Origin of the sequence: Paramesorhizobium endophyticum, assembly GCF_014640615.1 — a bacterium.
Classification (GTDB): Bacteria; Pseudomonadota; Alphaproteobacteria; order Rhizobiales; family Rhizobiaceae; genus Paramesorhizobium; species Paramesorhizobium endophyticum.
Genome location: NZ_BMHH01000001.1, coordinates 450578 through 470130 on the forward strand (window position 1 = coordinate 450578; position 19553 = coordinate 470130).

19 protein-coding genes, 1 pseudogene and 1 riboswitch are annotated in these 19553 nt (G+C 62.7%); of the genes and pseudogenes, 3 read left to right on the plus strand and 17 right to left on the minus strand.

Annotation, left to right across the window (positions count from 1 at the left end):
* Nucleotides 1-109 precede the first annotated feature (109 nt).
* The 3 genes from metH to IEX53_RS02205 form a co-directional block, all read right to left on the minus strand.
* The gene (metH, locus tag IEX53_RS02195; protein ID WP_188820972.1) at nucleotides 110-3889 is read right to left on the minus strand and encodes a methionine synthase; all 3780 of its coding nucleotides are present in this window, start codon (nucleotides 3887-3889) and stop codon (nucleotides 110-112) included.
* 70 nt (nucleotides 3890-3959) lie between these two features.
* On the minus strand, nucleotides 3960-4199 hold the full coding sequence (locus tag IEX53_RS02200) for a hypothetical protein (protein ID WP_188820974.1): 240 nt from the start codon (nucleotides 4197-4199) through the stop codon (nucleotides 3960-3962).
* A gap of 126 nt (nucleotides 4200-4325) precedes the next feature.
* A riboswitch (cobalamin riboswitch) is annotated at nucleotides 4326-4539 on the minus strand.
* 104 nt (nucleotides 4540-4643) lie between these two features.
* Nucleotides 4644-4889, minus strand: a complete 246-nt coding sequence (locus tag IEX53_RS02205; protein WP_188820976.1) for a hypothetical protein — start codon at nucleotides 4887-4889, stop codon at nucleotides 4644-4646.
* Nucleotides 4890-4986: 97 nt separating this feature from the next.
* Here IEX53_RS02205 and IEX53_RS02210 point away from each other — a divergent pair, with 97 nt between their 5' ends.
* A complete protein-coding gene (locus tag IEX53_RS02210) occupies nucleotides 4987-5562 on the plus strand; it encodes a methylated-DNA--[protein]-cysteine S-methyltransferase (RefSeq protein ID WP_188820978.1) in 576 nt (191 codons plus the stop codon).
* A 55-nt stretch (nucleotides 5563-5617) separates the two neighbouring features.
* On the opposite strand, the gene IEX53_RS02215 is transcribed toward IEX53_RS02210, so the two are convergent.
* From IEX53_RS02215 to rph, 13 genes and pseudogenes are all read right to left on the minus strand, one after another.
* Entirely contained in the window at nucleotides 5618-5911 is a 294-nt protein-coding gene (locus tag IEX53_RS02215) for a Dabb family protein (RefSeq protein ID WP_188820980.1), read from the minus strand.
* 142 nt (nucleotides 5912-6053) lie between these two features.
* Nucleotides 6054-6398, minus strand: a complete 345-nt coding sequence (locus IEX53_RS02220; RefSeq protein ID WP_373288516.1) for a 2Fe-2S iron-sulfur cluster-binding protein — start codon at nucleotides 6396-6398, stop codon at nucleotides 6054-6056.
* A gap of 63 nt (nucleotides 6399-6461) precedes the next feature.
* Nucleotides 6462-7487 carry an NAD(P)/FAD-dependent oxidoreductase gene (locus IEX53_RS02225; RefSeq protein WP_188820982.1) on the minus strand — a complete coding sequence of 342 codons (1026 nt, stop codon included), beginning with the start codon at nucleotides 7485-7487 and terminating at the stop codon, nucleotides 6462-6464.
* Between the two features lie 218 nt (nucleotides 7488-7705).
* Nucleotides 7706-8230, minus strand: a complete 525-nt coding sequence (locus IEX53_RS02230) for a DUF934 domain-containing protein (protein WP_188820984.1) — start codon at nucleotides 8228-8230, stop codon at nucleotides 7706-7708.
* Complete coding sequence (locus IEX53_RS02235) at nucleotides 8227-8994, minus strand: phosphoadenylyl-sulfate reductase (RefSeq protein WP_188820985.1); 768 nt, start codon at nucleotides 8992-8994, stop codon at nucleotides 8227-8229. The genes IEX53_RS02230 and IEX53_RS02235 overlap by 4 nt, the downstream gene beginning before the upstream one ends.
* A complete protein-coding gene (locus IEX53_RS02240) occupies nucleotides 8969-10639 on the minus strand; it encodes a nitrite/sulfite reductase (protein WP_188820987.1) in 1671 nt (556 codons plus the stop codon). The genes IEX53_RS02235 and IEX53_RS02240 overlap by 26 nt, the downstream gene beginning before the upstream one ends.
* 3 nt (nucleotides 10640-10642) lie before the next feature.
* Nucleotides 10643-10939 carry a DUF2849 domain-containing protein gene (locus IEX53_RS02245; RefSeq protein ID WP_188820989.1) on the minus strand — a complete coding sequence of 99 codons (297 nt, stop codon included), beginning with the start codon at nucleotides 10937-10939 and terminating at the stop codon, nucleotides 10643-10645.
* A gap of 20 nt (nucleotides 10940-10959) precedes the next feature.
* A pseudogene (locus IEX53_RS02250) lies at nucleotides 10960-12015 on the minus strand (siroheme synthase family protein); the annotation flags it as partial.
* A 191-nt stretch (nucleotides 12016-12206) separates the two neighbouring features.
* Nucleotides 12207-12578, minus strand: a complete 372-nt coding sequence (locus IEX53_RS02255; protein ID WP_188820992.1) for a YraN family protein — start codon at nucleotides 12576-12578, stop codon at nucleotides 12207-12209.
* Nucleotides 12575-13483: a 16S rRNA (cytidine(1402)-2'-O)-methyltransferase gene (gene rsmI, locus IEX53_RS02260; protein WP_308429126.1), complete on the minus strand. Its 909-nt coding sequence runs from the start codon at nucleotides 13481-13483 to the stop codon at nucleotides 12575-12577. Before rsmI ends, IEX53_RS02255 begins: the two co-directional genes overlap by 4 nt.
* 281 nt (nucleotides 13484-13764) lie before the next feature.
* Entirely contained in the window at nucleotides 13765-14919 is a 1155-nt protein-coding gene (hemW, locus tag IEX53_RS02265) for a radical SAM family heme chaperone HemW (protein ID WP_188820996.1), read from the minus strand.
* Nucleotides 14919-15566, minus strand: coding sequence for an RdgB/HAM1 family non-canonical purine NTP pyrophosphatase (gene rdgB, locus IEX53_RS02270; protein WP_188820998.1), 648 nt, complete (start codon nucleotides 15564-15566; stop codon nucleotides 14919-14921). The genes hemW and rdgB overlap by 1 nt, the downstream gene beginning before the upstream one ends.
* Before the next feature lie 4 nt (nucleotides 15567-15570).
* Complete coding sequence (gene rph, locus IEX53_RS02275; RefSeq protein ID WP_188821000.1) at nucleotides 15571-16287, minus strand: ribonuclease PH; 717 nt, start codon at nucleotides 16285-16287, stop codon at nucleotides 15571-15573.
* Nucleotides 16288-16447: 160 nt separating this feature from the next.
* On the opposite strand from rph, the gene hrcA reads away from it, so the two are divergent.
* Nucleotides 16448-17518 carry a heat-inducible transcriptional repressor HrcA gene (hrcA, locus tag IEX53_RS02280; protein WP_188821002.1) on the plus strand — a complete coding sequence of 357 codons (1071 nt, stop codon included), beginning with the start codon at nucleotides 16448-16450 and terminating at the stop codon, nucleotides 17516-17518.
* 94 nt (nucleotides 17519-17612) lie between these two features.
* Entirely contained in the window at nucleotides 17613-18317 is a 705-nt protein-coding gene (gene grpE / locus IEX53_RS02285) for a nucleotide exchange factor GrpE (RefSeq protein ID WP_188821004.1), read from the plus strand.
* Nucleotides 18318-18483: 166 nt separating this feature from the next.
* On the opposite strand, the gene IEX53_RS02290 is transcribed toward grpE, so the two are convergent.
* Nucleotides 18484-19497 carry an adenosine kinase gene (locus tag IEX53_RS02290; RefSeq protein WP_188821006.1) on the minus strand — a complete coding sequence of 338 codons (1014 nt, stop codon included), beginning with the start codon at nucleotides 19495-19497 and terminating at the stop codon, nucleotides 18484-18486.
* Nucleotides 19498-19553 lie beyond the last annotated feature (56 nt).

A 19553-nucleotide genomic window follows, 5' to 3' on the forward strand; every position in this document is an offset into this window, starting at 1 on the left:
TTGGTTGGGCAGGTGAATCTCACACGCCCACCATCGTCCCTGACCCGTGAATGGAACATGAATGGCCGGATTAAATCGCGGTAATGTACTGCTCACGAAATCGCGAGCTTCACTCCGCCGCCTCCACAGAAGGGTTAGCCCCGCCGGGTATATAGTTGAGGATCGGTCCAAGCCAGCGCTCGACTTCCTCCACACTCATGCCCTTGCGGGCGGCGTAGTCCTCCACCTGGTCGCGCTCGACCTTGGCGACACCGAAATAGTAGCTTTCCGGATGGGAGAAATAGAGGCCCGAGACGGATGAGCCGGGCCACATGGAATAGCCCTCGGTCAGCTCGACTCCCGCCGTCCTTTCCGCGTCGAGCAGGCGGAAGAGCGTCGCTTTCTCGGTATGGTCGGGTTGCGCGGGATAGCCCGGCGCGGGGCGAATGCCGCGGTAGGTCTCGGCGATCAGTTCGTCGCTCGTCCGGTTTTCATCGGGCGCATAGCCCCAGAACTCCTTGCGCACGCGCTCATGCATGCGTTCGGCGAAGGCTTCGGCGAAGCGGTCGGCCAGCGCTTTCACGAGGATCGAGGAATAATCGTCATTGGCGCGCTCGAAGCGCTCGGCAATCGCTACCTCCTCGATGCCCGCCGTCACCACGAAGCCGCCGAGATAGTCCGGCTTGCTCCCGAGCGGTGCGACGAAATCGGAAAGCGCGAGGTTCGGCTTGTCGCCGCGACGGGAGAGCTGCTGGCGGAGGGTGAAGAAGGTGGCAAGCTCCTGCTTGCGGCTCTCATCCGTGAAGAGCCTGATATCGTCGCCGACGTTGTTGGCCGGCCAGAAGCCGATGACGGCGCGCGGGCGGAACCATTTCTCGTCGATGATCTTCTTCAGCATCGCTTGCGCATCGGCATAAAGCTGGCGCGCCGCCTCGCCCTGCTTTTCATCCTCGAGGATCGCCGGGAAGCGGCCTTTCAGTTCCCATGTCTGGAAGAAGGGTGTCCAGTCGATATAGCGGGAGAGCTCCCCCAGGTCCCAGCCGTCGAAAGTGCGGGTTCCAAGGAAGCTGGGCTTTGGCGGGGTGTAGGCGTCCCAATCGATCTTATGGGAATTGGCGCGGGCGCGGGCGAGCGGCAGACGCTGCTTCTCCGCCTCGTTGCGGGCGTGGGCGGCGGCCACCTTGGCATATTCGGCGCGCACACCGTCGATATAGGCTTGCCTTCCTTCCGGGGACAACAGGCTGGAAACAACACCGACGGCGCGGCTCGCATCCACCACATAGACCGCCTGGCCGCGTTCATAGCGCGGGTGGATTTTTACCGCCGTATGCACCCGGCTCGTCGTGGCGCCACCGATGAGCAGCGGGATATCAAAGCCCTCGCGCTCCATTTCGGCGGCGACATGCGCCATCTCATCGAGCGATGGGGTGATGAGCCCCGAGAGGCCGATGATATCGACTTTTTCGGCGCGCGCCGTTTCAAGAATCTTCTGCGCCGGGACCATGACGCCGAGATCGATGATCTCGTAATTGTTGCAGGCGAGCACGACGCCGACAATGTTCTTGCCGATATCGTGGACATCGCCCTTGACGGTCGCCATCAGCACCTTGCCGGCGCTTTGGCGTCCGGACGCATCGCCGTTCAGGCGCTTTTCCTCTTCCATATAGGGCAGGAGCACGGCCACGGCCTGCTTCATGACGCGGGCGGATTTCACCACCTGCGGCAGGAACATCTTGCCGGAGCCGAAGAGATCGCCCACCACATTCATGCCGGCCATCAGCGGGCCTTCGATGACATGCAGGGGACGTTCCGCCTTTTGCCGCGCTTCCTCGGTGTCTGCCTCGATATATTCGGTGATGCCGTTGACGAGCGCATGCTCCAGCCGCTTTTCCACCGGCCATTCGCGCCATGAAAGATCGCGCTCCCGGGCTTCCTTGCCCGCCGCGCCCTTGAAGCGCTCGGCGAGTTCCAGAAGGCGCTCGGTCGCGTCGGGGCGGCGGTTCCGCACCACATCCTCACACGCCTCGCGCAATCCCGGTTCGATCGATTCATACACCGCCAGCTGCCCGGCATTGACGATACCCATATCCATGCCCGCCTGGATGGCGTGGTAGAGGAAGACGGCATGCATCGCCTCGCGCACCGGCTCATTGCCGCGGAAGGAGAAGGAGAGATTGGATACGCCGCCGGACACATGGACATGCGGCAGGGTGCGGATGATCTCACGCGTGGCCTCGATGAAATCGACGCCGTAATTGTTGTGTTCCTCAATTCCGGTGGCAACCGCGAAGATATTCGGGTCGAAGATGATGTCTTCCGGCGGGAAGCCGACCTTCTCGGTCAGAAGCTTGTAGGCGCGGGTGCAGATTTCGACCTTGCGCGCTTGCGTGTCCGCCTGCCCCTGCTCATCGAAGGCCATGATGACGACGGCGGCGCCATAGGCCCGGCAGAGCCGCGCATGATGCAGGAAGGCTTCCTCGCCCTCCTTCATCGAGATGGAGTTGACCACCGGCTTGCCCTGCACGCATTTGAGCCCCGCCTCGATCACCTCCCATTTGGAGGAATCGATCATGACGGGCACGCGGGCGATGTCAGGCTCGGCGGCAATGAGATTGAGGAACTCGGTCATCGCCCTAGCCGAATCGATAAGCCCCTCGTCCATGTTGACGTCGATGATCTGCGCGCCGTTCTCCACCTGGTCGCGCGCGACGTCGAGCGCGCCGGCATAGTCGCCCGCCGTGATCAGCTTGCGGAACTTCGCCGAGCCGGTGACATTGGTGCGCTCACCGACATTGACGAAGGGGATATCCTTCGTCAGCGTGAACGGCTCCAGCCCGGACAGCCTCATCAGCGGCTCAGCCTGCGGCACGACGCGCGGCTTGTGACCCGCAACGGCCTTGGCGATGGCGCGGATATGGTCAGGCGTCGAGCCACAGCAGCCGCCGACGATATTGACCAGCCCCTCGCGGGCGAAGTCCTCGATCTGGGCGGCCATCGCCTCCGGGCTTTCGTCATACTGGCCGAATTCATTGGGCAGACCCGCATTCGGGTAGGCGCAGACGAAGGTATCGGCGATGCCCGATATCTCCGCCAGATGGGCGCGCATGGCGTTTGCGCCGAGCGCGCAATTAAGACCGATGGTGAAGGGCCGGGCATGGCGCAGCGAATACCAGAAGGCGGTCGGCGTCTGGCCGGAAAGCGTGCGGCCCGAGAGGTCAGTGATCGTGCCTGATATCATCACCGGCAGATGGATATCTTTTTCCGCAAAGACCTCCTGCGTCGCGAAAACCGCCGCCTTCGCATTCAGCGTATCAAAGATCGTCTCGATCAGGATGATGTCGGCACCGCCATCGATGAGGCCCCTCACCTGCTCTGCGTAAGCAACCCTGAGGTCGTCGAAGGTGACGGCGCGATAGCCCGGATTGTTGACGTCGGGCGAGATGGAGGCGGTGCGGTTGGTCGGTCCCAGCGCTCCAGCTACGAAGCGGCGGCGGCCATCGGCCTGTTCGGCACGCAAGGCGGCGCGGCGGGCAAGGCGCGCGCCGTCGCGGTTCAAATCATAGACCATCGCCTCCATACCGTAATCGGCCTGCGCGATGGAGGTGGAGGAAAAGGTATTGGTTTCGAGGATATCCGCTCCCGCCATGGCATAAGCATAATGGATTTCCTCGATCGCCGCCGGCTGGGTGAGCGTCAGCAGATCGTTGTTGCCCTGCAGCTGGCAATCGCAGGCGGCGAAGCGTTCGCCACGGAAATGCTCCTCGTGGAAGCCAAGCCCCTGGATCTGCGTTCCCATCGCGCCGTCGAGGATAAGGATTCGCTCCCGCGCCGCCTTCGTCAGCGCCGCCAGAACCTCGGAACCGTCCCGCCTCGGCGCTTGCGCACCGAAGAGATCGTCAATGGAATTCATAAAACAAATACCTGCTCTGCCAGCCAAGGGGATGGGCGAGCAGATTTAATGACATAAAGATATCTTTATGTCAATGAAGGGCGATTTCGAGCGTCGCGACCAGCGCAACAAACATCTCGCGCAAGCGACGCGGGCCGGCGAGCGCGCCTTGATAGCGGTCGAGCTTGCGGATTTCCTCGGCGGCGGCTTCTGCCATGTCGGCTTCCTTGGGGAGCCATAGGAGCCATGCGATAAAAATTTCCTCAGGCGTGCATTGCGAGGCGGCGCGGCGTCTAGCGATGGTCTGGGCGGCAAGTTCGGCAGTCGGCATCAAAAACCCCGATGATGGTGACGGGGATATTCGAGCGCGCACGAAAGGGAACAGGTGGCCTTGCGCCATCCATTGCCAAGCGATGCACCGGGACACCCCGCCCGTTGAGCTATTCACGGGATGCTTCACATCCCTTGCATCGAGGCAGGTCTCCTGGCTCACGGGTCAATGCGACTGTCGGCCTTCCCGGTTCTCAAGACCAGTGGCGTTGAATGACAGCAGCTCGCCGCTTACAGTTGCGGGGGCAGCGCCGGCCTTGCATCTTGTCTAAGATGCGCACCGGCTTCCCTCTTAGCCCTCGGTCGGTCTTAAGCCCGTGACCTTCTCCGAAAAGCCTGCAGCTTTTCGGGATCATGCTCGGGCCGACTCGAAGGACCTCGATAGAACCATTAGGAACGCCCGGCAGTCCCGTGTCAACACGCGGAGGGTTTATAGGATGATTTCTTACATGACATAGGCGGCGATGGAGGCGCCGACCAGCGCGACCGCGGCGGCAATCATCAGGCCATAGATGCGCGGACGATCGAACAGCACCGCGAAAGCCGAACCCCACGCAACGATGGCCGCGCCCAAGGCGAAGAGGAAGCCGGGCTTATCCCCGACGGTAATGTTGACCGCCATCAAACCGCCGATGATGAGCGCGCCGAATACAATCAGCAGCCCGGTGGCGTATCTTTCATAATCGTCCATTTGCGTTCCTCGGATGCCCGCATTTGCCTCTACGCATAACATTATTACCGCTCGCGTCCAACAGCATCAAATCAGGATTTCTGATAGGATCGGCGGCATGGAATCGCTTGGACTTACCATTTTCGACACAGCTATCGGCCCTTGCGGCATCGCATGGGGTAAGCGAGGAATCGTCGCGCTACAGCTGCCGGAGGCGAATGCAGCGACAACGCTGGCGCGGCTGCAAAGGCGATTCCCTTCGGCGCGGGAGAGCGAAGCGCCTGCTCCGGTGCAGGACGTGATGGACCGCATCAAGGCGCTGCTCGAAGGCGAAAAAGCAGATTTGTCGATCGCACTGCTCGACATGGAGAATCTGCCGCCGCTCTACCGGCAGGTCTATGAAATAGCGTTGCGCATACCGCCCGGCGAGACCATGACCTATGGCGCGATTGCAAGGGAAATCGGCGATGTCAGCCTTTCGCAAGCCGTGGGGCAGGCGCTTGGCAAGAACCCCTATCCCATCATCGTCCCATGCCATCGCGTGCTCGGCGCGAATGGCAAGACGGGCGGATTTTCCGGCAATGGCGGAGTCGAGACGAAACTGCGCATCCTCGCCATCGAAGGCGCGCGGACGACCAGCGAGCCCGACCTTTTCGGCAATCTGCCGCTGGCGATGAAGCCTCGGCGAGGCTGATCTTATTTTGCCGCGTAATCTTATCCGAAAAGTCTGCAACTTTTCGGGATCATGCTCACCTTACCTTCGACACCACATCCGCCGAAAAGCGCAGCTCGCGCATCGGGCGGACGTGGCGGGTGGTTTCGGCATAGGTAGGGTGGGCCTTGTATGCCGCAAGCGCCGCTTCGTCAGCGAATTCCGCATAGACGACGAGGTCAATCTTGTCGCAGAGCGGATCGACTTTGCTGTTCTCCAGAACCTCGAACAGATCGGAATGGGGAATCGTGCCCAGCCGCTCCAGCCCGGCGCGGATTTCCTGAATATCCTGCCCTTCCTTGGCGCTGAAAAAAACGATGTGCCGGATCAAGGCTTTCTCCTTCCATCCAAAATGGGAATAGGAGAAGGCAATAAGGCAGCAGGGCAGTAAGGCAATAGGGGATGTCAGAAAACCGGGCATAAAATATGGCGCGGCAGGTAACAAAGTTTTGTTCGTACCCGGCCGATTCGCGTCATGCGGCCTCCCGCCCCTTTTCCGTGCCCGGCGCGAGCGTCACTTCGAGACCGTTCAATTCCTGCGTCATGATGAGCTGGCAGGAAAGGCGGGAATTGTCCTCGACATGGAATGTCTGGTCGAGCTGGTCCTGCTCCTCGTCCAGCGGTGCATAGAGCTTGTCCGTCCACGCATCGTCCACATAGACATGGCAGGTGCCGCAGGCGCAGGCGCCGCCGCACTCGGCCTTGATGTCAAGTCCCCAGTCGCGGATGATCTCCATCACGCGGAAGCCTTCGAGCGCCTCCAGCGTGTGGCGCTCGCCATTCTGGTCGGTAACGTGGATAAGCAGGGTATCGGACACTAGAAGCCTTTTAATTTAGTCGCATAATCTTATCGAAAAAGTCTGTAACTTTTCGGATCATGCTCAAGCCGCCTTCAGTTTCTTCTGCAGGGAAGTGGATGAGGTCGTATATTGGAAGACGATCCGCTCGCCGGGCGCGACAATACGCTTTGCCGCCTGCGCCATCAAGGCCGCCTCGTGGAAGCCCGAAAGGATGAGCTTCAATTTGCCGGGATAGGTGTTGATGTCGCCGATGGCGAAGATGCCTGGCTCCGACGTCTCGAACTTCTCCGTATCGACGGCGATGAGGTTCTGGTCGAGATTCAGCCCCCAATCGGCGATAGGTCCGAGCTTCATCGTAAGGCCGAAGAAAGACAGCAGGCGGTCGGCCTCCAGCACTTCCTCGCCTTCGGCGCCCTTGATCACCACTTGCGACAATTCGCCATCCGAGCCATTGAGGCTGGCGAGTTGGCCCATGCGGAACTTCACGCGGCCTTCCTTCTCCAGCGCCCACATCTTGTTGACACTATCGGGCGCGGCGCGGAATTCCGGGCGACGGTGGACGAGCGTCACCGACTTCGCCACCGGCTCGAGGTTCAGCGTCCAATCGAGCGCCGAATCGCCGCCGCCGACAATCACCACGTCGCGGTCGCGGAAGGCTTCGATCTTGCGCACGGCGTAGAAGACGGATCGGCCCTCGTAGTGCTCGATGTCAGGCACCGGCGGGCGCTTGGGCTGGAAGGAACCGCCGCCAGCGGCGATAACAACCACCTTGGCAACGAAGACTTCGCCCGCATCGGTCTCGACGCGGAACCGGCCGTCTTCGAGGCGCGTCAACGCCGTCACCATGGTGGAGAAATGGAATTGCGGATCGAAAGGCGCGATCTGCTTCAGGAGATTGTCGGTCAGTTGCTGGCCGGTCACTTCCGGCAGGCCGGGAATGTCGTAAATCGGCTTTTCCGGATAAAGCTCGGCGCACTGCCCGCCCGGACGGTCGAGAATGTCTATGGCATGGGCGCGCAGGTCGAGAAGGCCCAGCTCGAACACGGCGAACAGCCCCACCGGCCCCGCACCAACAATGACAACATCGGTTTCAATCGTATCGGACATCAATGCTTCCTGTCGTTCAAACCCGTTTTAAGAATTGCGCCAAGCGCCCTCGCCCTTCGAGGCTTCGTTTCCCCTTCGACAAGCTCAGGGGGCACTACGCACCTCAGGATGAGGGATACTGAAGCGCCGCGCGCCCTTCACCCTCATGGTGAGGTGCGAGTGGAGCGCAGCGGAATGAGCCTCGAACCACGAGGGTGAAGGGGATCATGTCCTCGTTCTCAAGCCGCTGGCGTCCGGCGCCAGCTGTAGCCGCTGGCCTTCGCCGAGCCGCGTCCCGGCTGGTAATAACCCGGCGTGTCGCGCAAATCGTCGGCGGCGAGGCGCTTCAGCGCTACCGCGTTCGTCACCTGAAGCGTGTCGAAACCGGCGCGGAGCATGAAAACCACCTGGTCGATCAGCACATCGCCCACGGCGCGCAGCTCTCCGGCAAAGCCGTGGCGCTCCTTCAGGATGCCAGCCTTGGAATAGGAGCGTCCGTCGTTGAAGGCCGGAAATTGCAGGGCGATCAGCGGGATCGTGTCGAGTTTGTCGATAAGCGGATCGATGCTCTCGCCTGGTGCGACCGTCACGCCGACCCGGCGGTTGCTGGTGCGCCGCACATCGTCATCGAGCCCGAGCCATGCGGCCAATGGCAGAATGACGGCGGGCGCGTCACCCGCTTCCTCCAGGCTGGCAGCCTCGATATAGGGATCGTCGCGGAAGCCGTCACGTCCCCAGAGCTGTTTTTCGGCTGCGTCAGTCATGAATTCGTTTCCCTGGGCGAAAGGGTGGAGAGCGTTTCGGCAAGGCCGGTCAGGTGAATGCCGCATTCGGTCTTGTCCGATCCGGCCCAACGTCCGGCGCGCTGGTCTTCTCCATCAGCGACGGGCCGCGTGCAGGGCATGCAGCCGATGGAGGGGTAGCCCTTTTCCACCAGCGGATGGACAGGGAGGCCGTGCGCTGCCATATAGGCCTTGATATCCGCCGCGCGCCAGCGAGCGAGCGGGTTGATGCGGATGCGCGGGCCCACCGCCTCGAACACGGGCAGGCTGGCGCGGGTCGAGGCCTGGAACTGCTTGCGGCCCGTCGTCCATGCACGCCAGGGCGCGACGGCGCGCGCCATCGGCTCCACCTTACGGATATGGCAGCAGCGGTCCTTGTCGGTCATCGACAGCGCGCCGAACGGGTCTTCCGCCTTGAGTGTCTCGGGCAAGGGAAGGATGTCGCGCACATCGGTCAAGCCCAGTTCCTCCACCAGACGGCGCCGATGGGCGAGGGTTGCCGGAAAATGCTTGCCCGTGTCGAGGAAGATAACCGGTGTCGTGTGGTCGACCTCGGAGATGAGATGCAGCAGCACCGCCGATTCGGCGCCGAAGGAGGAGACCACAGCGATCTCCTCATTGAACAGATGATCGACGGCAAGCTCGATGATGAGCCGCGCGTCGAGATTGCCATAACGGGCCTCCAGCGCGCGCGCCTCGTCGGCGGCGGACTCAACGGTGTCAGGCAGCACGGCTGATTTCGCCATAGAGCGCCTCCTTGAACGGTGCCAGCCCCACCCGCCTGTAAGCGGCGAGGAAGATTTCGTCCTTGCTTTGGCGCAAAGCGAGATAGGTATCGACGATTTTCTCTATGGCATCCACCACCTCTTCCGACGAGAAGCCGCGCCCGGTAATTTCGCCCACTGTGGTGATCTCGTCCGCCGAGCCGCCGAGCGTGATCTGGTAAAGCTCCTCGCCCTTCTTCTCGACGCCGAGAATGCCGATATGGCCGACATGGTGATGGCCGCAGGCATTGATGCAGCCGGAGATTTTGATCTTCAGATCGCCGATTTCCGCCTGCCGCTCCGCCGCGCCGAAGCGCTCGGAAATGCGCTGCGCCACGGGAATCGAGCGGGCATTGGCAAGCGCGCAATAATCGAGGCCGGGGCAAGCGATGATGTCGGTGATGAGCCCCGCATTGGCGGTGGCGAGCCCGTCAGTGAGAAGCAGGTCGTAGACCGCGCGAAGATCGGCGAGCGCCGCATGCGGCAGTACCAGATTCTGCTCGTGGCTGACGCGGATTTCGTCCTGGCTGAACTGCTCTGCAATATCAGCGACAAGGTCCATCTGCGAGGCGCTGGCGTCGCCGGGAATACCGCCGATGGGTTTCAGCGAGATGGTGACGACGCCGTAGTCCGGGTGCTTGTGCGGCGTGACATTCTGGTCCACCCAAGCTGCGAAACCGGCATCCGCCTTTTTGGCCGCGGCCAGTGTGGCCCATCCTTCCGGCCTATCCGCCAGTGCTGGCGGGCGAAAATAGGTTTCGATGGCATCGATATCGGCTTGCGGCAGCTTGAGTTCGCTCTCTTTCAGCGCCTGCCATTCGGCTTCGATCTGGCGGGTCAGTTCCTCCGCGCCGGTTTCATGGACGAGAATCTTGATACGGGCCTTGAACTTGTTGTCGCGGCGGCCATGGAGATTGTAAACGCGGACGATTGCCGTGGTGTAGGACAGCAGATCCTCGACAGGCAGGAAATCGCGAATCTTCTTCGCCACCATTGGCGTGCGTCCCTGGCCGCCGCCCACATAGACGGCGAAGCCCAACTCACCCGCTTGCGTTTTCTTCAGGTGCAGGCCGATGTCATGCACCTGGATTGCCGCGCGGTCGTGCTCCGCGCCTGTCACGGCAATCTTGAACTTGCGCGGCAGGTAGGAGAATTCCGGGTGGAGCGACGACCATTGCCGCAGAATTTCCGCATAGGGGCGCGGATCGGCCACCTCATCCGCCGCGACACCGGCGAAATGATCGGCGGTGACATTGCGGATGCAATTGCCCGAGGTCTGCATGGCGTGCATCTCGACTTCTGCAAGCTCGTCGAGAATAGCCGGAATATCCGCCAGCGCCGGCCAATTGTACTGGATGTTCTGCCGCGTGGTGAAATGGCCGTAGCCGCGGTCATATTTGCGGGCGATATGGGCAAGCTTGCGCACCTGCCGGGAGGACAGTGTACCATAGGGAACGGCGACGCGCAGCATATAGGCATGAAGCTGGAGGTAGACGCCGTTCATCAGGCGAAGGGGGCGGAACTGATCCTCGGTCAGCTCGCCTGCGAGGCGGCGCTCGACCTGATCCTTGAACTGCGCGACACGGGCGGCGACGAAGGCGCGGTCGAATTCGTCATAACGATACATGGCTTAAACCTCGGAAAGAATGCCTGGGCCGAAATCGATGGTCGGCCCGGAGATGCGGATGCGCTCGCGCAGGCGCAGCGGATGCAGCTTGCCGCCGCGATCCTCGACATCGATCAGATTGACATCGACCACCAGATTGGCGCGGACCGCTGCCTTGCCGGCTGCCGCCAGCGCGACTTCGGTCTCGGCGTCGCGGGCAACCCATACGCCATCGATGGTGCTGCGCCATTCCCCATCGGCACCATACCAGACGACTTCACCGTCGATAAGGCGGTTGGCGGTCAGAACCTTGCTCGTCATGTGGTCAATCCTTCGGAGTGCGGCGCGTGAATGTCCCTGGCTGCAGCGGGTGAAACGGCCGTAAAGGCGAGCGAAATGCCAGGGACGATTTCCGCGCCGATGCCTGCCGCCTGCAACGTCGCCATCTCCTCGCCCGCGCGGCTGGAGAGGAACAGGTCGCCGGATTTGAGCCGCGCGACGCGCTTGCCTTCGCCCGCCAATTGCACAAGCAGCGCCCCGGCCTCCCGGCTTCGCGCCCGGCAACCCTTGCGGCTCCCCACGGCAATGCGCTCGGCATCGCGGCGTCCCATCGCGATGACGCTATCTGGAACGCCGGTGTCGTGCACGATCACATCCGCCTCCATCAGCACGCGCTGCGCGCGCAGCGTCAAAAGATCCTCCGCACCAGGGCCTGCACCGACGAGCCAGACATAGCCCTGCGGCGTTTCCGCCTCGAGCAGCGACCGCGCGGCGGCATGGGCGGCAGGTTCATCGCCACGCTCGATCCCGCTCGCCACCGCGCCGGAAAAGAAGGTGCGCCAGAACATCCGGCGGGCCACGCCCTTGGCGAGCAATTTCTCGACGGCAGGGCGGTAGGACTCGGCGAACCGGGCAAGCGCGCCCAGACGCGGCGACAGGGCGGCGTCGATGCGGGCGCGGATCATCTGCGTCAGCACAGGGCCCGTGCCTTCCGAGCCGATGGCTATGGCAAGCGGCGCGCGGTTGACGATGGCCGGGGTTAGAAAATCGCAAAGCTCGGGGCGGTCCACCACATTGACGGGGATGCGCTGGCGGCGCGCCTCGGCGGCGATTGCCGCATCCCGCTCTTCCTCGCCGGTGGCGACGAAGACGAGCTTCGCGCCGGAAATATGGGACGGCGCGAAAGCTTCGCCGATATGATCAAGCCCATGATCAGCAATATAGCGCGCAAGTGCGAGCGCCGGGTGCGGAGCCACTACGCGGATCGTGGCATTGGTCTGTCCGAGAAGCCGCGCCTTGTTGAGCGCCTCCTCGCCATCGCCCACGACCACGACCACTTTATTCTGGACGCGGAAGAAGGCGGGAAATACCGACAGGGAGGCAGAATCAGACGCCACGGGAAATCCTTTTCAGTTCACCCCGGATTATCCGGGATTTACCTGAAGTTTATAAGGAACAGACTTGCGCGCACCTATACGCAATTCGGAGCGTTTTTCCCGAAAACGACAGGCCCCAAGAATATTCGTCCAGAAGGCGAAGGTGCGAATATCCCACAATTTAGATGGGATTTACCAATCAGGACAAGGATTTAACGGGCCGCCATAAACGCCGCGGGCACATGCACGGGCCAGCGCCAGGGCAGGACGGCGACGAGATCGAAGCGCAGCGAGAGATGCGCCCGGTCGGGCTGACGGGCAAGCCAGAGATCGGCGGCAGCCTCGATCCGTCGCATGGATGTGTAGCCTACCGCCTCCATGGCGGATTCGAGCGAGGGGCGGGCTTTGACCTCAACTACCAGAACGAGATGACCCCGACGGGCGATCAGGTCGATTTCGCCAAGCCGGGTCTTGTAGCGGCGCGCAACGATGCGGAAGCCTTTGAGCATCAACGCCAGTGAGGCGAGCCGTTCCGCAGAATGTCCGCGGAAGAACGCCTTGCGCTTGCGCTCCAACTCCATCATCCGCGCCGCTCTTTCAGTTCGATCAGCCGCTGGTAGAGTTCGCCTTTGTGGCCGCCGGTCATCCGCGCCGCTTCGCCCGCCGCCTTGGACGGCGACATTTCGGCTGCGAGCGAGAGAAGAAGCCGGTCGATGTCCTCGGCGCTCGCAGGGGCGTCCGCCGCTTGCGGAGGGCCGACTAGCAGGACGACTTCGCCGCGCAGGCGGTCCTCGCCGTCGAATTGCCGGGTGAGTTCCCCGAGCGGCGCGGTCACAACCGTCTCATAGGCCTTGGTGAGTTCGCGGCAGAGCGCGCCGGGGCGCGTCTCGCCGAATACCGCGGCCATGTCGGCAAGCGTGGCGGCGGTACGGTTGGGGGATTCGAAGAAGACGAGCGTCGCGTCGATCCTTTGCAGTGCTTCCAGTTTCGCGCGGCGCTGGCCCTGCTTCACCGGCAGAAAGCCGGCGAAGTGGAAACTGTCGGTCGGCAAGCCAGACGCCATCAATGCCGCCAGCACGGCGGATGCACCGGGAACGGGAACGACGCGAATGCCCGCCGCCCTCGCCTCGCCCACCAGCCGGTAGCCGGGGTCGGAGACGAGCGGCGTCCCGGCATCCGAGACAAGCGCAACGCTTTTGCCCTCCTTGAGTGCGGCGATAAGTTTAGGCCCCGCTTCGGCGGCGTTGTGCTCGTGATAGGCGACGGGGCGCTTGGCTATGCCGAAACGGTCGAGCAGCACGCGGGTGACGCGCGTGTCCTCGCAGGCGAGAATATCGGCGGAGGCGAGCGTTTCAAGACCGCGGATGGTCATGTCACCGAGATTTCCGATGGGCGTGGCTACGATGTAGAGCGCGGGCTCGAGCGGGCGAGCATGGAAGGTCGCCTGGCCGATGAGGTAGTCTCGCTGGGAGGTGTCGGGATGGGTCAACAAAAGCACTCCTGTTTGTTTGGAAGCGCTTGCGCAATACCCCCCTCTGCCCTGCCGGGCACCTCCCCCTCAAGGGGGGAGATTGGCTGACACCGCCCTCTGCCCCACCTTTGCAACGCTGGCGATTGGTACCGAATACCGATGAAGGCGCAATCTCCCCCCTTGAGGGGGAGATGGCCGGCAGGCCAGAGGAGGGTGAGCGGCGGTAAATGCATGAGCACCGGTTTCATCTGAAAAGGCGGTTTCAACCCTATCCGGCAAAGGCCCAGACGCCAAGCTATCTAAGCCGCCAGATCCGCCACCACCGCGTCGAGCAGCAGCGCGCCCTCCGGTGTGGCGCGGATGCGGGTGCGGGTCATCGGTTCGATCAGGCCCTGGCCGATGAGCGCTTCTAGCCTGCCCTCGTCAATCTCGTGCCCGGTCAGGCGGCGGTAGCGGGTGATGTCCACACCTTCGGTCAGGCGCAGACCCATCATCAGGAACTCGTCGCCCTCCTGGTCGGGCGTCAGATATTCTTCCTCGACGATACCCTGGCCCTCGCGCTCGGCCTTTTCGGCCCAGGTCTCGGGATGGCGCTCGGTCATGGTCACGGTGCGCACGCCGTTCTCGACGAAACGGCCATGGGCGCCCGGCCCGATGCCGGCATATTCGCCATAGCGCCAGTAGACGAGATTGTGCCGCGATTCGGCGCCCGGTGCGGCGTGATTGGATATTTCGTAAGCCGGGAGACCGCGCGCCGCCGTCACTTCCTGCGTTTCGAGATAGAGCGCGGCGGCGTGGTCGCCATCGGGGGTGACCAGCTTGCCCGCCTTCCAGAGATTGTAGAAGGGCGTGCCTTCCTCAATGGTGAGCTGATAGAGTGACAGATGATCGGCGGCGAGTTCGATGGCCCGTTCCAGTTCCGCGCGCCAATCGGCGATGGTCTGGTCAGGGCGGGCATAGATGAGGTCGAAGGACAGGCGTGGGAAAATCTCGCGGGCAAGCCCGATCGCCTTCAGCGCTTCCTCGACATTGTGCAGCCGACCGAGCCGCCGCAAATCCTGATCGTTCAGCGCCTGCACGCCCATGGAAACGCGGTTGACGCCCGCCGCGCGATAGCCGCGAAAGCGCTCCGCCTCGACGCTCGACGGGTTGGCCTCCAGCGTCACCTCGACGCCATCAGCAATGCTCCAATTGGCCGCGATCTCGTTCAGCAGCCGCTCCACGGTGGCCGGCTCCATCAGCGAAGGCGTGCCGCCGCCCAGAAAAATGCTGGTGACGGTGCGGGGGCCTGTTCGCTGCCGTATCGTCCGCATTTCGCGGGCGAAGGCGGCGGCAAAGCGCGGCTGGTCCACCTGCTGGTGGCGGACATGGCTGTTGAAGTCGCAATAAGGGCATTTGGCCGCGCAGAACGGCCAATGGAGATAGACGCCGAAGCTGCCTTCGCCTCGTGTCATCACTCGATCCCGAGCGCATCGCGCGCGAAAAGACGGAAGGCGCGGGCGCGATGCGACAGCGCTTCCGCCATCCCCGGCTTCCAGCCATGCTTCTCCTCGGCGGACATTTCGCCAAAGGTGCGCTCGTGACCATCGGGCAGGAACATCGGGTCATAGCCGAAGCCCTGCTCTCCACGCGGCGGCCAGACGAGCGTGCCTTCTACCTCTCCGCGATAGAAATCCGTGTGCCCGTCCGGCCAGGCGATACAGATGACCGAGACGAACCGCGCGGTACGCTTGTCCGGCGTGAGCGCGCCCTTCTCGCGCAGCGCATTTTCCACGCTGTGCATGCCGTAGACGAAATCGCGCGTGCCGTCGGGCAGTTCCGCCCAGTTGGCGGTGTAGACGCCCGGCGCGCCATCTAGGGCATCGACGGCGACGCCCGAATCGTCCGAGAGGGCGGGCAGTCCGGTGACTTTCGCCGCGGCCAGCGCCTTGATGGCGGCGTTTTCCTCGAAGGTCGTGCCCGTCTCTTCCGGCTCGGGCAGGCCTAGTTCGCCCGCCGATTGCGTCTCGAAGCCGAACGGGCCGATCAGGTCATGGATTTCCTTGAGCTTGCCCTTGTTGTGGGTAGCAACGATCAGCCGGCCTTTTTCCAGTCTTCTCATTCGATCAAGCCACCGCCATCTTCTGCAGGGAAACGAGCCGGTTGATGCCCGTGCGCGCAAGTTGCATAAGCGAGCCGAACTGCTCTTCCGAGAACGGCTCGCCCTCGGCAGTGCCCTGGATTTCGACGATGCCGCCCTTGCCTGTCATGACGAAATTGGCGTCGGTCGCGGCGGTCGAATCCTCGGCATAGTCGAGGTCGATGACCGGCTCGCCACCCCATATGCCGCAGGAAATGGCGGCAACGTGGTCCTTCAGAACCTTCTCGACCTTCACCATCTGGCGCGTTTCCATCCAGCGCAGGCACTCATGGAGCGCCACCCAGCCGCCGGAGATTGCGGCGGTTCGGGTGCCGCCATCGGCCTGGATGACGTCACAATCGATGGTGATCTGCTGCTCGCCCAGCGCCTGGAGATCGACCACGGCGCGTAAGGAACGGCCGATCAATCTTTGAATCTCCAGCGTTCGCCCGCCCTGCTTGCCGGTGGAAGCTTCGCGCCGCATCCGGTCGCCGGTGGAGCGGGGCAGCATGCCATATTCCGCCGTCACCCAGCCCTTGCCGGAATTGCGCATCCAGCCCGGCACTTTTTCTTCCAGGCTCGCCGTGCAGAGCACATGCGTATCGCCGAAGCGGACCAGACAGGAGCCTTCGGCATGTTTGGAAACGCCGCGCTCGAATGAGACGGCGCGCATTTCGTCTGCGGCGCGCTTGGATGGACGCATGGGGACCCTCGATTCATCTTATCTGAAATGGGCTTTTAGGCCGCAACGACGGAAATAGAAAGATACTTAAGGGCAGCGCGCCTTTGACCGCCGGATGGGCGCGCATATATAATCATGTTCAACCCAGCCATTCAGGCCTGATGGAGCCCGCGCAACGGACATGATGAAAGCAGCAGTTCCCGAAACGCTTGCGACCCTCGACCAGCGCTCGCGCGACATTTTCCGGCGCATCGTGGAAAGCTATCTGGGCGACGGCGAGCCGGTCGGTTCACGCAATCTCTCCCGTCTTCTGCCGCTGGCGCTTTCGCCGGCGACGATCCGCAATGTGATGAGCGACCTCGAGCAATTGGGCCTCATCTACGCGCCGCATGTCTCGGCGGGACGCCTGCCGACGCAGCTTGGCCTGCGCTTTTTCGTCGATGCGTTTCTCGAGATCGGCGACCTGCCGCCCGACGAGCGCAAGTCGATCGAGACGCAGGTGCGCGCGGCGGGCGGCGGCAATTCGGTGGAAAACGTGCTGACCGAAGCAAGCCAGATCCTCTCCGGCCTGTCGCGCGGCGCAGGGCTGGTGCTAGCCACCAAGGCGGAAGGCGCGCTCAAGCATATCGAATTCGTGCGGCTGGAGCCGACGCAGGCGCTTGCAGTGATGGTCACCCAGAGCGGCGACGTGGAAAACCGCATCATCTCGCTGCCCCCCGGCGTGACAGCCTCGCAGCTGGCCGAAGCATCCAACTTCCTCAACGCGCATATTCAGGGCCGCACGCTATCGGAGGCGCGCAGCGAGTTGGCGCAACTCAAGGAGGAGACGAAGCAGGAACTCGACACGCTGTCGCAGCATCTGGTCGAGCAGGGCCTCGCGATCTGGAGCGGCGGCGGCAATGACCAGCCGACGCGGCTTATCGTGCGCGGGCGCGCCAATCTTCTCGAAAACATCAACGCCCAGGAAGATGTCGAGCGGCTGCGGCACCTCTTCGACGATCTTGAAACCAAGGAAGGCATGATCCAGTTGCTGGAACTGGCCGAGGCGGGATCGGGCGTGCGCATCTTCATCGGCTCAGAGAACAAGCTCTTCTCGCTGTCCGGCTCCTCGCTCATCGTCGCGCCCTATCGCGACGCGGAGCAACGGGTGGTTGGCGCGCTCGGAGTCATCGGTCCGACGCGGCTCAACTATGCCCGCATCGTGCCGATGGTGGATTATACGGCGCAGCTCGTTTCGAGGCTGTTGCGCTAATTGGCGAGATGATGCATTTCTTCACAACCACTTGATTTCCAAGATATGAAGCTCGATATCCGGGCGACGACGATTTTTAGAACGGAAGAAGAGAATGGCTGAAGAGAAGCATAAGGACGAGGCTGCCGATCTGCATCAGCGCGACATCAATAATCCCAGGGATCGCGATGCGCTGAAGCGCGCGGCAGACGATTTCCTGAAATCCAGGAAGGCCGAGGCGAAAGCCGAAGCAGCGGAAGATGAAGCGGAAACAGAGGCCGACCCGGTTGCGGAGCTTCAGGCCGAGAACAGCGAATTGAAGGACCAGCTCCTGCGGCTTGCCGCTGACATGGAGAATTTGCGCAAGCGCACCGCCCGAGACGTGCAGGATGCGAAGGCTTACGCGGTCACCAATTTCGCGCGCGACATGCTCGCCGTATCGGACAATCTCGCCCGCGCGCTGGAAGCTATTCCGGCGGAAGCGCTGGAGGCGGGCGATACGGGCCTGAAGGCGCTCGCCGAAGGCGTGGAGATGACGGAACGCGCCATGCTTTCCACGCTGGAGCGCCATGGCGTGAAGAAGATCGAGCCCGAGGGCCAGAAATTCGATCCGAATTTCCATCAGGCGATGTTCGAAATCCCCAATGCCGATGTGCCGAACAACACGGTGCTGCAGGTGGTGCAGGCGGGTTACGTCATCGGCGACCGCGTGCTGCGCCCCGCCCTCGTCGGCGTCTCGCGCGGCGGCCCCAAGCAGGCGGCGGCCGACGCTCCGGCGGAGCCGGGTCCGGTCAATCCGCAGGCTGAAAAGGACGCCTGACGATAAGCGCGCACCCTCCCCCTTGCGGGGAGGGTGGCCCGAAGGGTCGGGTGGGGGTGGTGACGTTTACGCCACTATCTCCAGCAGAAGCGCAAACGTCACCACCCCCATCCGTCTGCTCCGCAGACACCTTCCCCGCAAGGGGGAAGGAGGGCGCTTTACCCAGCTACCCCTCCGCCGGCACTCCCTTTATCAACCCCCTCTGCTCCGCAATATCTCGCAAGCTCGATTGGGGGCGGGGGCCCATTTGCTGGATGATGACGCCGGCTGCCAGCGAGCCCAGATGAGCGCAGTTTTCCAGCAAATAGCCGTTTGTGTAGCCATAGAGAAAGCCGGAGGCGTAGAGATCGCCCGCTCCGGTCGTGTCGACGAGTTCGCGCAGCTCGATGGCGGGGACGGCCACGGTTTCATCGCCTGATACGATGACAGAACCCTTTTCCGAGCGCGTCACCGCGGCGAGCTTGCAATCCTGACGGATCGCCTCCAGCCCGGCCTCGAAGGATTCCGTCTGATAGAGCGATTTCAGCTCTGCCTCGTTGGCGAAGACGATATCGACCGTGCCGGAACGCATCAGTTCCAGAAACTCGTCGCGATAGCGGTCGACGCAGAACGGGTCGGAAAGGGTCATCGCCACTTCGCGCCCGTGCTCATGGGCGAGCTTGGCGGATAGCCGGATCGCCTCCTTGGCGCGCGGGGGATCCCAGAGATAGCCTTCGAAATAGGTGACCTTTGCTTCGGCCACCTTGGAGCTTTCGACATCCTCGGGTCCGAGCTCGACGCAGGCGCCGAGATAGGTGTTCATCGAGCGCTCGCCATCGGCGGTCACGAAAATCATCGACCGGGCGGTGGGAACGCCGCCGTCCAGCGGACGGGTGTCAAACACCACGCCTTGCGCGCGGATGTCATGGGTGAAGATGCGGCCGAGATAATCCGCCGCGACCTTGCCGAAATAGGCGGCGCGTCCGCCGAGGCTGGCGACACCGGCGGCGGTGTTGCCGGCACTGCCGCCGGACATTTCCACCGCGGGGCCCATCCGCTCATAGAGCAGTTCGGCGCGTGGTGCGTCTATGAGGTTCATCGCGCCCTTGATGATGGCGTTCTTCACCAGGAAGACATCATCGGTGCGCGCGAGAATATCGACAATCGCATTGCCGATGCACAAAACATCGAATTTGGACATGGGAAATCGAGCGGCCCCAGCAGTTGACGATAGCGGCAATATCCCCGCAAGGATTC